The organism is Paenibacillus sp. 01T424 (assembly GCF_056398745.1).
In genome coordinates this window covers 22,714-39,920 of sequence record NZ_JBFTPZ010000056.1, presented here as the reverse complement: position 1 = coordinate 39,920, position 17,207 = coordinate 22,714, and the positions used below count along the sequence as shown (strand labels likewise).

General features: G+C 45.0%; 9 protein-coding genes. 1 reads left to right on the top strand and 8 read right to left on the bottom strand.

The features are described from left to right. The 7 genes from AC1DPK_RS29980 to AC1DPK_RS29950 all read right to left on the bottom strand — a co-directional run. Positions 1-640, bottom strand: a 640-nt coding sequence (locus tag AC1DPK_RS29980) for an ABC transporter permease subunit (RefSeq protein WP_477512525.1), incomplete at its 3' end; no start/stop codon positions are given. 5 nt (positions 641-645) lie between these two features. After that, on the bottom strand, positions 646-3,720 hold the full coding sequence (locus AC1DPK_RS29975) for an alpha-mannosidase (RefSeq protein ID WP_477512524.1): 3,075 nt from the start codon (positions 3,718-3,720) through the stop codon (positions 646-648). 255 nt (positions 3,721-3,975) lie between these two features. Further along, on the bottom strand, positions 3,976-5,133 hold the full coding sequence (locus AC1DPK_RS29970; RefSeq protein ID WP_477512523.1) for a GntR family transcriptional regulator: 1,158 nt from the start codon (positions 5,131-5,133) through the stop codon (positions 3,976-3,978). Positions 5,134-5,445: 312 nt separating this feature from the next. Further along, complete coding sequence (locus AC1DPK_RS29965) at positions 5,446-6,519, bottom strand: LacI family DNA-binding transcriptional regulator (protein ID WP_339204673.1); 1,074 nt, start codon at positions 6,517-6,519, stop codon at positions 5,446-5,448. Positions 6,520-6,531: 12 nt separating this feature from the next. Further along, positions 6,532-7,821, bottom strand: coding sequence for an ABC transporter substrate-binding protein (locus AC1DPK_RS29960; RefSeq protein WP_477512522.1), 1,290 nt, complete (start codon positions 7,819-7,821; stop codon positions 6,532-6,534). A gap of 16 nt (positions 7,822-7,837) precedes the next feature. After that, the gene (locus AC1DPK_RS29955) at positions 7,838-9,688 is read right to left on the bottom strand and encodes a cache domain-containing sensor histidine kinase (RefSeq protein ID WP_477512521.1); all 1,851 of its coding nucleotides are present in this window, start codon (positions 9,686-9,688) and stop codon (positions 7,838-7,840) included. Positions 9,689-9,708: 20 nt separating this feature from the next. Next, entirely contained in the window at positions 9,709-10,470 is a 762-nt protein-coding gene (locus AC1DPK_RS29950) for an SDR family NAD(P)-dependent oxidoreductase (RefSeq protein ID WP_477512520.1), read from the bottom strand. A 290-nt stretch (positions 10,471-10,760) separates the two neighbouring features. Here AC1DPK_RS29950 and AC1DPK_RS29945 point away from each other — a divergent pair, with 290 nt between their 5' ends. Next, the gene (locus AC1DPK_RS29945) at positions 10,761-11,693 is read left to right on the top strand and encodes an ArsR/SmtB family transcription factor (protein ID WP_076268999.1); all 933 of its coding nucleotides are present in this window, start codon (positions 10,761-10,763) and stop codon (positions 11,691-11,693) included. Between the two features lie 93 nt (positions 11,694-11,786). Here the strand turns inward: AC1DPK_RS29945 and AC1DPK_RS29940 are convergent, their stop codons facing one another. Then, positions 11,787-16,208: a DUF4855 domain-containing protein gene (locus AC1DPK_RS29940; protein WP_477512519.1), complete on the bottom strand. Its 4,422-nt coding sequence runs from the start codon at positions 16,206-16,208 to the stop codon at positions 11,787-11,789. Between the last annotated feature and the right edge of the window lie 999 nt (positions 16,209-17,207).

Here is a 17,207-nt window from a genome sequence, read left to right as displayed (position 1 = left end):
GCGTTACATGCCACATTTGGCGAGTGCGCCCAGCGCCGTCGATCTTAGCCGCCTCGTAAAGCTGCTGGTCAATGCCGGCGATTGCTGCCATATAGATGATCGAGTTCCACCCGATGTTTTTCCAAATATCTGAGCCTACAACGATTTGATAAAACCATGTTGTATTGTTCAAGAACTGAATCGGTTCTACACCAAACACACCAAGCAATTCATTGATTGGACCTCCAGATGGAGTAAGAAGACGCTGCATCAGCGTAACAACGACAATCCATGAAACGAAATACGGTAAATAAGAAAGCGTTTGCACGGTTTTCTTAAATTTAATGTTGCGAACCTCGTTCAATAGAATTGCAAGACATATAGGCATTGCAAATCCGATAAGAAGCTTCATGAGACTGATGATAATCGTGTTGCGGATCAACTCGAATGACTGATAATAGGAGAAAAACTGCTGGAAGTATTTCAGTCCTGCCCAGGGGCTTCCAGTGAAGCCCCCAGAGAACATGAAATCACGAAATGCCACTTGTACGCCAAAAAGTGGGACGTAGGAAAAGAGGAAAAACCAGATGATGCCGGGCAGCATAAACAAATAAAATAGTTTGTGCCGCCAAATTCGTTTCCACAATACTGACTCTGTCATATGCTTTACCTCCTTGCCAAACGGATCGTTTTTATTTCAAATGGAGTAAAGGCCAGGTGGTATGCCCCTTCCTCCGCATGGATTCTATCGATGGGTGTTTCCATCAAATCAGTAAGCCAAGCATCCGCTTCGTTCATAGCTGCAATGAGTTTTGCCTTAAGATGTGTTCCTGCGGTTTCATATAAACGGATGATGAGATCATCTCCGTCCTCTGCCTGCTTCACCGTTTCAACCATTACATTGGAATGGTCAACGCTGAAAAATGATTTTGCTGCTGGCAAATGCTGTGCCTCGTCGCTTGCTGTCATGCTTACCGAACGCAGTGGTACGTTAAGCTCATATCCACGCTTATAAACCTCTGCCTGAACATGATCCCCTTTATGCGGGTACAAAGAATACGTAAACTGATGCTCTGCTTGATCGGCTTCTGGATCTGGATACGATGTACTGCGCAAAAGATTCAAATCCAGCACATTCTGCCAAGCACGATGTCCGTATTTGCAATCATTGAGAAGTGCGACGCCATAATCCGACTCCGAAAGATCGATCCATTGATGAGCGCAAATTTCATCCTTCGCATAATCCCACAGCGTATTGCGATGTGTAGGGCGTTTCAAGTAGCCGAACTGAATTTCACAGCTCGCACTGTCCGAACGAATATTGACAGGGAAGGATGTACGCAGCATCTTCGCTGATTCCTTCCAATCAACGTCCGTAACGAAATCGATACGGCGGCTTCCTTGAGTCAGGATGACCTTCTGCGTCATTGTTGATTGACCAAACCGATATACAAGCAGCAAGCCTACCGTTGGTCCATCTTGGAAAGCTGATGATTCAGATGGCTCAAGCGGTACTCCTCCCGAGAGGCGATAATCTTGTTTAATATCCCATGCATCGCCCTCATCATGATACAGGCTGAGTTCATTCGCCTTCTGGTCATGCGGGATGATTTCCCGGCCAAGCTCTTTATCAATGATGGATATAATCGTGAAGTCTTCAGCGAACGTAACCGATAACATATCATTTTCCATTATCCGATCGATAGCCGATGCCCTCATATCAGGAAAGAGGTTATTTGCCGCTGTTTTCTCTTGCGTCCGGGCAGCTGCAATTTCTGCTTCAGCTGCTGCCGTCTCAGCAAGCGCTAGTGAACCAGTTGCAACGGCATATCCCATAGCAGGAATACGAACCCGCTGCCATGCGCCATTGTTTTCAATCCATTCTTCCCGATCCCATGACAGGGAGTTAAAGATCACCTCAGAGCCTTTCTCAGCAGATACGGATTGTGCAACCGCTTCGTAAGCTTCGGAAATTAATTGCTCGACACGTTCCAGCAGTATTGCGTATCTCTCCAACGATTCATCATATACGCGTTTAATAGAGGAGCCTGGCAATATATCATGGAATTGATAGAGCAGCACTTCTTTCCATATCGTTTCCAGCTCCTGCGCAGGATAAGGTTTGCCCTTTGTTCTTTCAGCCAAGACAGCTGCATATTCAAGCTCGCGCAAAGCTTTCTCAAGCTTACGGTTATACCGTTTATTGCGCGCTTGGCTCGTCAGCGTTCCTTGATGGCGCTCCAGATAAAGCTCCCCGGACCACACTTGATAACGATCAGAGCCAACTGCAAGCTTCTCAAAAAATTGCGAAGAATGCTCTTGAACAACTGGGCTAAGGCCCAGTAAATTTTTCTCCCGCTGCAATCTCTCGAGATGCTCCTCGCCAGGACCGCCTCCGCCATCGCCGATTCCGAACAACATGAGACAATTCTCCGATACGTTTTTGTCCATGTATTCATTCTCTGCCTTCACAATAGAACGAGGTGCAGCCGGGCTGTTATACGTATCCTCAGGCGGCATATGAGTCAGGACACGCGAGCCGTCGATTCCTTCCCAGTGGAACGTATGGTGGGGATGACGGTTGTAAATGCTCCATGACAGCTTCTGCGTCATCATGTAATCAACGCCTGATTTTTTCAAAATTTGAGGCAAGCTCGCTGTGTATCCAAATACGTCCGGCATCCAAAGCGACTTCATCTCTTGACCAAACTCTGCTTGGAAATACCGTTTTCCGTAAAGGATTTGACGGATCAGGGCTTCTCCGCTAGGTACGTTTGTATCCGATTCAACCCACATCGCGCCTTGCAGCTCCCAGCGCCCTTCTTGCACACGCTCTTTGATGCTGGCATACAGCTTCGGATAATGAATTTTCATCCAATCATAAAGCTGTGGCTGGCTTGCTCCAAAGATGTAGTCAGGGTAACGTTCCATCATCCGCAGCACCGTTGAAAATGTGCGTGCTCCCTTACGGATGGTTTCACGGATAGGCCATAACCAAGCCAGATCCATATGCGCGTGGCCGACGGCACTAATAGTAAGCACTGGATCTCCGCCGCGTTTATCAAGCTGCTCACGCAGCAGTTTCGATGCCTTAGCCACTCTTTCTTCACTCAAAGATGTAAGGATATGAGAGACTTCATACAAAGACTGCAAAATGCGTGCTCTGCGTGCTGACCCTTCAGGCAAACGATCTGCCGTCTCCAGAAGTACCTCAGCGTCATAATAAAGCTGATGGATATTCTCGTGGCAGATTGCGATTTGGGCTTCCTTCAAAGTGCCACTGCGGAAGCGACCGAACAAATCATTGCAGCCTGCGTCGCCCCACAAATCAATTTCTTCATCTCCCTGCGCGCTTTCACTAATGTGTACAACACGTTTGCCAGGAAGGCCAAGGCTATAATCAAACTCAGAATTTATATTCGTTAAACCCTGAGTAGGTGTTCCCTCTTCATCTACTAAACAAAGCTCACCATTCACATCGATAAGAAGTACAATTTTGGTGCCCTTCGCTTCTTGCGGTACTTTTCCGCTAAAGTGAAACCAAGCGCAGTCCCAAAGATTTCCCCAGCGGTCTCCCGCAGCGAGTTCAATCTTCCTGCCTGACTCCCTATCCTCGTAAGAAACCGGCTCCTCAGTAACCCAAGCGGTTACTTTCAAATCCGTAAGCGGCTTGTAGATTTGTTCCTTCAACCGGTCCAACAGCGACTTCAACTGCTCCGTTCTCACTTTTTCGTATGGCATTTGTAGGTCTCCTTTATCATCCAGTTCTATATTTCATACAGGCTTTTTCCCATACATGCCTATCGACTTCAAAATGTTAGCGTTTTCAGATCGTACTCGCGAAACTATTCAAAACTTCGCTATATGACTTTGCAACCAAGCTTTATAAACATTCGTCTTATTCATAATATAATATATAGATTCAATATATTCAATATATAAATAAAAAAATCTTTTCCTTAGCGGAAAAGATTCTCAATTTTATCGCTTATTCAATTATTGAACTGGTCTTGGTCCAGTCGTTTGGCGGATAACCAGCTCAGGATTAAGCAGCGTTTTGCTATATCTATTGTTTGGGTCTACCCCATTCTCAATAATGTTGATCAGTGTGCTTGCTGCACGATAACCCATATCATGCTCAAACTGATTGATATGTGTAAACAAGCTGAACTCATCTACGATAGATGTCGGGTCATCGAAGCTGATAATAGACAAATCCTCAGGCACGCGAAGCCCCGCTTGCCTAGCCATTTGATAAATTCGAACAGCCAGCCTTCCGTTAAGCGTAATATACGCTGTAGCCATTCGGTTGCGAATATAGCGGTATAACGGATGCTTCTCCGCATCCTTAAGACTACCAACATTAAAATCGGTAATAATATGAGCCGGATTAATGAGTGCGCCTTTGTTTTTCAAAGCGTCCATATAACCTTCAATCCGCTCCTGTACCGTAACCGTTTGCAGCGGAGAATCTGAGCAAATCGCAATTTCCCGGTGCCCAAGCTCCCACATATATTCGACTGCAAGGCTTGTTCCAAGCCTTCCATCCGCAGCGATATAATTGGTTTCTACGCCAGGCAGGAAACGATCGATAAGTACAAAGGGGTAGCCATTGAACTTCATATTTAATATTTCTTCGTTATAATTCTCTTCATCTACGGGAAATACAAGCAAACCGTCCGTACCGAATTCCTTTAGCGTCTTAAACGCTTCTTTCTCTTTATCCACATCGCCCTCAGACAGCAAAATCATGCTTCGGTAGCCCTTTTCTCTTAGCGCCCTCTGCACTCCCTCAACTAAACGGATGGCAAAATAATCATAAATAGATGGCATAACGAGACCAATCATATGCGTTTTATTCTGGGTTGCCGCTCTTTCTAAACCAACTGTCGGCGTAGCCGGCACTGTCTCATCCACTTCTACCTGCCCATCATTGCTGACGAAGCTGCCCTTTCCCGGTACTCGGGAAATGATTCCATCGTTCGCAAGACCGACCATCGCATTCACTACAGTTATTTTACTGACGTTAAACAACTTCATAAGATCTTTTTCGGTCGGAATGCGGTCCCCCGCCTTCAAGCCTTCCGTAGCAATCAACTCACGGATATAATCCTGGATTTTCTGGTAAAGCGGCGTACGGACTGTTGAATTCATTTGCTATCACCAAGCTCCATATTAATATTTGTAATATATAATATAGGTTAGCCTCTTTTTAGGCAATACCCACATCTTTGTCGAATGAAGTAAATTACCCTTCTTTAGAACTAAGGAAGACGCTAATTTATAGCTTTTTTCCTATACATCGAGCGTTTTTAACCACTTTCCTTGTCGAATATCGCGAATTTTGTATATATAATATATACAATATATATTTATAATTGTATTCGAAATCGTTATCAATATGACAAATCATAAGCCATTCATCCATTTAAACTTCATTGTTCATACATCAACCTATGTCCTAAGTCATGCTTTCACCTGCGCCGTTGACTCTCGGTACAAGATCTCTCCAGCTACAAGCAGCTTCTCCATCGGCTCCTGCTTGTTCGTTATTCTGCTAATCAGCCTCTCTACCGCACGCTTGCCAAGCGCTTCCTTAGGCACATGCACCGTCGACAAAGAAGGTGTCATGCGATAGGAATCGTCAATGTTGTCATAGCCTGTAATGGACACCTCTTCCGGAACCGCAATACCTAGCTCCTTCATGGCATCAATCGCACCGATACCGATCATGTCATTTGCACATAGAAGCGCCGTTGGCATCGTTTTTGCCTTGAGCCTTTTGATTGCCCACTGTTTTATCGGCTCTTGAAACTGCTCATGCTCAAAACCTTCAACGGGAAGATAACAGTCATTGCTCATTTGGAACCTAGGCTCCACCAGAGCCTGCTCCTCCAGTACACTTCGGAACCCAAGAAACCGATCCTTAAAGCTCCTCGAATAATTCATATCCCCAATAAAGCACAGCTGCGTATGTCCTTTACCAATCAAATGTTTCGTCAAGCGATACATTGAATCATAATTGTTCGTAAACACCGTATCACTAGGAATCAACATATCCTCATGATCCACGAGCACCATTGGCAAGCCGATGCGATGCACCTCTAACAGCAGCGGAGTTGAAATTTCTCCCACGCCGATAAGCCCCAATATGCCATTCGGGTTCAAGAAATGAAGGAAATGATCGACGCTTTGCTCTGACACAATGACCATGCCATAACCATCTTCCTCCAATCGCGAAGCAATCCCATCGAGGATTCTTCCCCAATACAGCGACTCCTTCGTTTGGAAGCGAATATTTGGCATAAGAACAAGCACCGATTGTTTGTGGGCGGCAGGTGTTTTGGGAAGCTGCTCAAGCTTCATTGTTTTCACATAAGCATTCTTTTGCGTAAAATAACCCAGCTGCGATGCCGCTTGAATAACCCGCTCCTGTGTTGCCTCACTGACGCCGCCTTTGCCGGAGAGCGCCTTCGAGACAACAAACTTTGATACGCTTAAATAATCAGCAATTTGCTGCATGGTAACCTTGTTTGACATCGGTAGTCCACCTTAGCTTTCAGTAATGGTTCGCGCTTCTTTCCAGCGCCTATTGTATTCGGTAAACACCTTCTGCAAATCTGGAGAGGCAATCCACTCTTGAATATAATCGCCGGACCAAAATGCAATTTGAGCTGTATTCGCAATTTCAAGCAAGAGGTCGTCTGGCACTCTTCGCTCCAGAAATTCGATGTTGAACGATAGAAACTGTTGAAATTGCGGCAAGGAAGGCTGCTTATCCTCAATCACAGGCAAGAAGCCCGAATCATCAACATAACCAGATTCGTTTACAAAAAATTTGACCCACGCCTCGGCGAGCTCTTTATTCTCGCTAAATTTGCTTACACCCACAAACCAATCCGGGCTTAGCGGCGAGAAGCGCTTCTCGCTATTGTCGTAAGGGAATGGGAAAAAGCCGATATCTTCCGATTTCGCACCCGCTGCAATAACTTGATTGATGACCCAGTTACCCATTAAATACATGGCGGCTCTACCGTCAGCAAGCTCTTTTTTGGATGTTTCCCATTGATTCGTGAGCAATTGGTTTTCCACATACCCTTTTGATATTAATGTTTTGACGATGGAAATTGACTGTCCCCATGCATTATCAATAGTCCACGGCTCGTCCGTGTTGACCATATTATTTAAATAGTCGGCATTACCAGTCATATAGCTGACTAGATCCTCGCCCCAAGTCATAAGCGGCCACTGAGCGCCATAGTTCAGATAGACAGGCACAATGCCGGCTTTCTTCAGCTTCTCGCATGCTGCATAAAACTGCTCCAACGTCGTTGGGATTTGTGTAATGCCTGCCTTTTTGAAAGCTTGCTTATTATATACGATCCCTGTCGTGGAAGCGCCGGTAGCAATGCCAAAGCGTTGTCCAGCATAGGCTTTAAAGTCTGCAAAATGAATATGCTCGAACAAGCTATCGCTTAGCGGCTCAAAATAATCAGGCAAGTCTTCATTTTTAATATTGTTCGGAAGCAGCAGCACATCGCCTAAGCTGCGAGTGGATAAGCGCAGCATAATATCGCTGGCATAATTGGTTATGCCCTCAAACTTGACCGTTACGCCAGGATTCAGCTGTGCAAATTGATCGGCATATTTTTGAAACACGCCATTCTCCATCAGATCAACACGATTGGTCATTACGTTAATCGTCACATTTTGACCAACTTGTTCCTCTTTGCTAACGGGCTCCTTTTCCTTTTCGCTGTTGCCTTGTGCCTTCTGGCATCCCGTCAAGCCTATGCTGGACAAAAGAACAATAAGCAGCAGCATACAAATGTATTTGTTCATGCAGCGTCTCTCCTCATTATAGTGGAAACTGTAAAATAACCTCGGTGCCTTTCCCCCGTTCACTGGTCACCTTCAAGCCATATGCGTTTCCGTAGTGGAGCTTGATACGCTCGTTTACATTTTTCAAGCCGATTCCGCCTGATTTGCGCTTGACGACCGCTTCCTCCGATCCTGCAAGTGAACGGTTTAAGCGATCTAATGTATCCTCATCCATGCCAAGCCCATCATCTTTTATGCGAAGCAGCACACCATGCGGCGTACGCTCGCTGCTCATCACAATTCTCATCGAGGCCTTATTGTCATCCATGCCGTGATAAATCGCATTCTCGACAATGGGCTGCAGCACAAGCTTAATCATAGGATACTTCAGCATATCATCGGTTATATGCGTTTCTAAATGGAAGCGGTTCGGATAACGATAATTAAGCATTTCCACATAGTTGCGCATATGCAGAACCTCATTCTCCAGCGTTACTTCCTCATGCAAATCGCTTATGCTGTATCGCAGCAGCTTCCCGAGTATGGCAATCATGTCGGCTGCGATCTGATCGTCATTCAGCTCAGCCGCCATTCGGATCGATTCGAGCGTATTATACATGAAATGCGGATTGATCTGACTTTGCAGCGCGTGCAGCTCAGCTTCCTTCTTTTTTGTCTCCATCAAATAAATATCCTGAATGAGGTGATCAATTCGGACAATCATTCGGTTGAACTGATTGCCTAGCTGGCCTACCTCGTCCCGATATTTCACTTGAAACTGAACGTTAAAGTCACCCTCCTGCACGTTCTTCATCAATCGCATCATTTTGCGGAGCGGATTCGTTAGTGCAAAGGAAAACACAACAGAAATAAAAAGCGCGACGATAATCGTAATAATTGTAGCGATCCAGGTTACGTTGCGAATGACAACAGCATCTTTCGTCAGCTCACTGTCCGGAATGGAGGTCATTACCTTCCATTTCGTATTGGGCGAGGTCGTATAAATGTATAAACGATTAACACCGTCACGCTCAAAATAAAAGCTCCCCTTCGTGCCCTTTGCTTGGGCTACCGTAGGATCACTCATAATGTTTGTGGCCATTCGCTGCTTGTCGCTGTCATAAACGACATTGCCAAGCTCATCGATAATGACCGATTTTCCATTTGTCACCTTATCGAGCTCGCTCATTTGATCCTCAATGACGCTAATATTCGCATCCACCGCAATCATGCCGATAGGCTTAAGCGATTTATCAATCACCTTGCGAACGACGGTAAACGCATATTTGACGCTCTGCAAATTGCTCGTATATTTTTGCGTGCTGAACAGTCTCGCTTCACCGCCGGAAGTATTAATGAGCTCTCGCCATTTCTCATAGCTCTCCTTCACGTTCAACCGAATGCCGCCGCCAGCTGTTGAATAATAGCCATTGCCGAACTGATCAAATATATAAACCGAGTTGGCGCCGCGTTTTATCGTATTGATGAACGAAATATTTCCCTCTATGCCTCGCTGGATCAAGAGCAGAAGGTCAAAATCGTCAGGCACCTGATTGCTATTATCGATCGATGTTTGCTGCCTTTTCTCGTAATAGCTGTTCGAGAGAATCAGATTTTGTTTGATATCGTTCTGGTACGCAGGAATAGAGGAAATACGAATCATATCCTCGATATAATCGTCAACACGAACCATCATGTTCTCAAGCATTTTGGTCGAATAGACAATCGTTTTCTCCTCAATCGAACGCGAGTAATTGCTATATGAGATGTAGCCTATAAACGATAACGGCAGCGTGATTAGAAGCAGGAAAACGATAAATAGCTTCCCCTCCATTCTCATGCTGCCTAAAGCTGCCCATATGCGCCACAATCGTTTTCTGGGGCTCATCCTCTTAACTCTCCCTTATTCTAGATGGCAGGCATAACGTTTCCGCCGTTTACAGGAATGTAAGCGCCAGTTATAAAGCTTGCTAGATCCGATGCTAGAAAAGCGACCGTATTGGCAATCTCTTGGTCCGTTCCTCTGCGTTTAAGCGGAACGTTTTGTGAATAAGCAAGGTTCTCCTCCGTACCAGTGGCACGATCGCGATCACTGATGGTCCACCCTGGCGCAACCTGATTAACCGTAATTTGATGCTCCCCAGCTTCTTTGGCTAACACACGATAGACGCCATCCATCCCGCGTTTGCCAGCTGTATAGGCTGATTGTCCCACAAAATTTTGCATCGCGCATTCAGTGTTGATGCCAATGACTCTACCGCCGCCCCGCTCGATCATTGCCGGCACAAAAGCTTTCGCTAAAAAGACGCTATGCAATACGCAGGATTCGAATTGGCTGACATAATCAGCAACAGGCTGTTCTAGTATGCTTGTCCATTGGTACTGAATGACCGCGTTAGCGACAACGATGTCTACATGGCCGAGCTCCTCTGTTACCTTAGCTTTCATTTCATTAATATGCTGCTCATTCGTTACGTCTGCCTGTACGATCATCGCTTTTCTGCCCATAGCTGTAATTTCCGTCTGCAATTCTTTGGCCTTTGCTTCGTTATTATTGTAGTGCAGAACGATGTTAGCGCCGCAGCTTGCCAGTGTACGTGCCATAACCCGTCCTAAATCGCCAGTAGCTCCTGTGATTAAAGCTGTTTTATTAGAAAGATCAATGTGCATGAATAAGGTCACCTTTCTTTATGGAAACAGATTTGTTAGATCATTTACTAATAATTATGCTACCAAAAAATATTCATTTTATAAAGCTTATCCAAAAAAAATGAATTTGTACACACAAGTAAACGATACGGCGAATTAATTTACAATATGGTTATCTTCTTCATGGCTTGCAGCGGCTATTTCAAGCAATATTCCTTGTGATTTCGACTATTTTCATGTATATTACAGACTATAGCCTACTCTAAACATTCACATATGTATTAATAATAACTCTTATTCGGAGGTAACCCTTGAAAATCGAGCTATCAGAGCAAAGCCTGCCTATATTTGAGGCTATATCGAGTAATGTACGCATTCAAATGATTCACCTGCTCTCCAAAAAATCAATGAACATTCGCGAGCTGGCAGAGGCTTTAGGCTTAAGCAGTGCAATCATGACAATGCACGTAAAAAAGCTGGAGAAGGCCGGAATCATCAAATCCGAAATGACCCCCGGCAAAGGCGGTGCCGCTCAGAAGGTGTGCTCGCTTAGCATGGATGGACTTGAAATAGCATTCCCTCGCAAGGACGTCGTACAGCGCGAGTCACGCAGAACCGAGGTTTCCATCGGACATTATACCGATCTCAACATCGTTCCTACTTGCGGCATTTGCACGACGGAAAAGGTTATCGGAATTTTCGACGACCCCCGCTACTTTCTTGATCCCGATCGCGTGAACGCCAAAATATTATGGTTCTCGCAAGGTTATATCGAATACAAAATTCCTAACTTCCTATTAACGAGCGAGAGTCCAGACGAGCTCGAAATTTCGATGGAAATTTCGTCTGAAGCGCCTCTCACCAATATGAACTGGCCTTCGGATCTTACGTTTTTCTTTAATGGTGTAAATGTTGGCATGTGGACGAGCCCTGCCGATTATGGCGGAAAAGGCAAGCTTAATCCACCTTGGTGGTTTGATGATGTCAACCAGTTCGGTTTATTGAAGCGGTTGATTATTAAGAAGGATGGCACTTACATGGACGGCCTTAGGCTCTCGGATGTAAGTCTCGACCAGATTGATATTAGCAACAGTCACTGGACGTTCCGTATTGCGATTTTGGAGGATGCTGAGCATATTGGCGGCTTTACTTTATTCGGCTCTGGTTTCGGAAACTATAATCAGGATCTCATTTTCAAGCTGTACTATACGAAGCTGGCGCAAGAGGATCGGACAACCGTCTAATCTGCTATATACGAAGAAAAGAAGAGGGGCCCCGCATGGGGCTCCTCTTCTTTAGCTTGATTAAGCTGCTTCCTGTCATAGTGCCTCGTTAATCTATTCTTTCGCTGATAGCAAATTCAAGATTCGGTAAAGAAACACTGCAGTTTCAGCACGGGTAGTATGATTGCTTGGCTTGATCATGCCGCCATCTCCTTGAATGAGACCTAGCTCAATCATGCCTGCTATGCTGCTGGCTGCATAATCTGGCACCTTATCTGCATCCTTGAAGCTGCTGAGCGATGCAATATCGCTAGGTAGCTCTAACGCTTCCGCTGCCTTTAATGCCCGCGCTGCCATAACCATCATATCTTGCCTTGTTATCTTTGCCTTCGGCTCAAATCGTCCACCCTCCATGCCGGTAACGATACCTAGCTTCTTGGCAATAGCCACTGCATCATAAAAATAATCCTGTGGCTGAACATCTGTGAATGCATCGCTTGCCTCCGCCTTCAAGCCTAACGCTCTTACAAGCATTAGAATAAAGTCTGCTCGGCTTACCTGTACAGCCGGGCTGAAGGTTGTAGCCGATGTTCCTTTTACAATACCTAAGGCAGCCAACTTCTCAACCGCTTCCTGCGCCCAAGAGTATTTGCCGAGATCTGTAAAGGCTGCTGCGGGCTGTTTATAAAATACTGCATAGATGCCCATGCGGTCTATTTGGAACCTGATATGTTTATCTGAGTCGGAATAGGCTGCTGCCGCAATTGCTGATGCTGTTCCTTGTTCATTAATGGACAATATACCGATGCTTGACGCTGTCTCGCTGCCTGTTAACAAATACGGGACCGTAACGGTAATCGGTGCCTTTGCATTGGTCCATGTATAAGCCTTTCCATCCAATAGCGCCGAAAGCTCAACGACTGCTCTTTCACCTATCTGGATCTGTACATCCTGCTTCAACGTTTTAAGGTCCCGCTCGCCGATGATAAGCCGCAGCTCCTTGCCAAGCTCTGCTGACTTCACCAGCATCTGTCCAGAAAGCAAGATCGTTGCTTTAGGCGTCGTTACTTCAATAAGCAAGTTAGGATGCTCAGACAAGAAGGATACAGGAAGATCCAAAGCATACTTCGCTGCCTCGCCGTTTTTGTTAAGCACAATAATTGCTTTCAGCTTTCCGTCTTTATCTGCTTTCGCCCGAGCTATCGCCTTCTGCAGGTCTTGTTCACTGACCACACCGACAGCCATCGTTCCACTTGGATCAAGCTTAGTGCTCATTTCCGCTTTGACAGAACCATCTGATTGCAGCTGGAACAAGTCAGGAGTGGAAATGACCGAGTCCCCGCCTCCTCCGCCAGTCGATGCTTTCTTGTACTCAAAAGTAACCCGTTTAGGCTCGCTCATATCATCTAATGCTAGATACGCCTCATAGATCCCCTCTACATCACCTGTCAATGTAAATGCGAATTGAAAGTTTCCAGTTTCTGTACTCGTCGTCTCGGCTGTGTAATTTACCTTGCCTTGTGGATCAAGCACCTTCAAGCTTACTTTTGTATGATCGCCATTCACCACTAACCCATCAATTGTTACCTTTTTTGCCGCAGTATCCAGTCCTGCTTTAACGCCTTCTATCGTCTTAATAAGCTCAATCTCTTTCTTGTATTCAAAAGTAATCTTCTCCGGCTCACTCATATCATCTGTTGCTAGATAGGCCTCATAGGTTCCCTCTAGTTCACCTGTAAGTGTAAAGTCGAATTGAAAGTTTCCAGCAGCTTCACTCATCTTCTTCGCTTCATAGTGAACTTTGCCTTGTGGATCGACGACTTTCAAACTTACGTTTGCAAGATCGCCATTCATTACCAGACCGTCTAAAGTTACTTTTTTGGATGCCGCATCTACCGTAGTTTTAATGCCTTCAATAGGCTTGGCTTCCTCTGCTCCCGAAAAGTGATAAACGCCAAATTCATAGAACGAATATCCGTAAAATGTTGCTCTTTCGATCCCTTCAAATTTAATGTATCTAGCTTTGATCGGGTCAAAATGAACCGTTTCTTTGCCGTCCTTCGCCGTAATTACGCCGTCATTTTCCTTGATCACACTCTTCCAATTTTGCTTATCATCGGAGACGAGTAATTTATAGGTTTTTGCGCGAGCGTATTCCCAATCAATCGTTACAGTGTCCATCTCCGTCACTTCACCGAGATCGACCTGGAACCATGTGTTGTTCAGCAGTTCACTTGCCCATCTTGTTGAAGGGAATCCATCAACTGCTTTCCCCGGAGCATAATTTGGATTACCGGCTTCTACTGTAGATGCTTCCGCGGCTTTATTCTGTGCCAAATTTCCAAGCAGGTAATAGACGTCTTCCTTCAGCGTGCTGTACGCCCCGTCTGTAATCATATGCTCTTTTTTCAGAAGCTCCAGCTTCGCATTAAAGCCTTTTAAGTACTTGGTAAACTTCGACTTGTCGTTTCCTTCGAACCGGCTCATCATCTCCAAATAATTGTTCAGCGAGCGAGCTGCTTCGTCATTTGTGAATTGTTTGGTTTCCTTGTAGCTTTCAATTAATGTTTTCAAATCGGATGCGCTGGTACCCGCTTCAATCACATAAAATGTTTTTTCCGATTTGCCTGCTGCTACGGTAATGACAAGCTCATGTTTTCCTGGCTTGCCTGCCAAATTTATAACCGTTCCTTCTGTGTAAGGCTTGCCATTAAAGGTAGCTGTTACTTTATTCAATCCACTTCCATCATCATTGATTAATTTCCATGTAAACGAAATGGGTTCTCTTTCCGAAATAGCCACTCCGCTTTGAAGCACTTGGCCATTCATTTGTACTTCTGCCTTTGGAGGGGCAGCGTTGTTCGCTTGATACGTTCCTTTTATAAATTGATAGAGCCAATCGTACAAAATGCGTGTTGCAGGATCAGCACTTACCGCCGTATCAAATACAGCATTATTACCTTGGTAGTAGGCTTTAAAGGCTGATTGCATAAAGCCGGTTTGGACGCCGCTGTTTAAATAATCAACATACCGCTCCCTAAACACGCCATCAGTCACCATACGATCATCAAACTCAAGCTCAACGCCCATCCCATACCGCTTCGCTATGTTCGTGGCGTCTTCCAGACGATCCTCATCCAATGGCTCGAAAAAGTAGTTTGGCTGGAAGGCTACAGCATCTATCCCGACATCCTTCCACATATGGCTTTTGTAAGCTAAGAAGTGCGGTATCCAGAAAAGCTTCAAGTTCTGAGCATGCACTTTATTACTCGTCGAACGAATTAAATCCGGCCCTGTCGCGCTTGTACTGATTTGTTCCTCCAGCCAGTACATGCCGGCAAGCTCAAGATGAGAGTAATGGTTTGATGCCCATTTTTGTTCCGCTTCATTTAACCACCACTGTATCGCTTTCTCTCTATTTGCATACGCTTTCATTTCTCCAACTTCAGAAGCATTGAAGCTTTCAGATATACCATCACCGTCAATATCTCCGAAATCGTTCACATACTCACCTGGGTCTGGAATCATTAAAACAACCTTTACCTTATGATCAGGCTGATTCAGCTTGCTTCCAACTTCCATCGCCGCTTCGTTTAGCTGCTGCATATCGCCTGTTTCTGCAAATGTTTTGTTCAGGTACCATTTCCAGTCCTCCAGCGTAGCTCCTCCGCCAAACGCATTTCCGGCCGGCGATGTAAGTCCAAGATAAAGAACGCCGTCAAAAAGCCAATCCACTGGTTCCCCGGACCGATCTACGTAACTGATATTAGGAATAATCCGATCCTTCGTCCAAGTACCCTTATCATTCGCATATTGTCCGTTATAGAGCAATCCAAGATTACGAATGCCAGCCGTTGCTTCTCCCGGCTCTAAGTAGCTCGGCTGCTCAGCGGCAACTTCTTCCGCTCCTTCCACTTTTCCATCTGCGCCCCATATTTCGATTTCATCAATGAAGGTCCAAGCTCTCGTATGCATCGAGAAGGTTACTTTCACATAACGGGCATAAGCCATCTCCGCATCAGAATTCCCACTTTTGATGCCATCTCTGCTTCCATTCCAGTCATATACCTCTTCTCTTGGCGGCCCATCCCCCCAAAGCAGCTTGGTTGAATTGTGTGAAAGCGTTCCCCAATTTTCTTTGTCGTCGGATACGTACATTGAGACCGTCAACGGCACAAGCATAGTGTTGTCAGGCCAATCCTGCAAAAATCGCGCTTTAATGCTCGAGATAGATTTCTTCTCCCCTAAATCAAACACAACCTCGCGTGTCATCTTCTTCACATGCCCTACCCAAGCCGGGTCCGACATATCCAACTTTCCATAAATGCCATCGGTCAGCTTATTATGATCATCCGGGTACTTGGCCTCCGGAGCTTCGGACCATTCATATCCAAGCCCCGCAGCAAGATTACGGAATGCAGACTGTCCCTGATCCTGTCCTTGATCTTGTCCATCTTCCGCTTGTACTGCCGGAACCAGTGTCAACAACAGGGCACTTATCAATGCGATAGCTATCCAGCTTTTACTTCTTTTCATTAATGACAGCTCCCTTTCTATTCTCAAATAAAAAGACTACTAGACATGCAATACAATAGGTTTCATTTCAAGCCTGCTTTAAGTCTTTTGCAGCACTCAATCCTCCTTCCTAAGATTCCATCGCAACCGATGTAGAAGCTTGCAGGCCATGTTCTTACTGTTACTTTAAGAAACTTGACCCGACTTTCAAAGAGATAACTTATGACTTTGATATACATTTGTTTACTTGTCTCCTTTCACCGCTCAGATTGCTCTTGTCATGGACAAATAAATGGGCCTATCTCAAAATAAATAGACTCAAATAGGGAATGGCGTCACAGAAAAAATTTCTGTGACGCCATTTTTTTCATCAGCTGCATGATTATTAATGAAATCGAGCTATCTCTCCAGTGAGTTTATCTCTTTTGAGACTCGCCCTATTTCATCGTGCCTTGTATGGAAACGATAGGTTTAATTTTGCAACGCATTCTATTTTCGCATTTATGCGTATTCACACAATCCGCCTCAACTGTTGACGCTCAAAATGCTCTGTTGCTAGCGGCCATCGTTAAAGCATATATCGCTAACGAACCTAGCAGCTCTTATTTAGACTATTCGTATAGCTTTGAAATTCCAACGAACTCCAGAAGCATTATATCGAGAAAAATGAGGCATAACATCTTATAAAGCATGAAATAACGACATTAAGATTCGTTAAAACTTAAAACAGGTAATTTTCTGTACAATAAGCTTAATACAGTTCGTTAGGGGAGTGCTCTTAGCATGTTGTGCGCCGCTGACGGCGAAATAACTATTAAAAACATAAGCGCAACTAGCAGATGAAGAATAACTAGAGATCCCAACATTTCTTTTCTCAAGGCTCTTGCTAACCAGTAAGCCAAAGCGTTCGTTCGCCTACCCATCGTATGCTTTAAAGCAAACAGCCATCGACCAGAACAGGAAATAGCAGTACATGATTAGCTAAACAGCTCTTGTACCATTGTCTTGCAGCATATGATC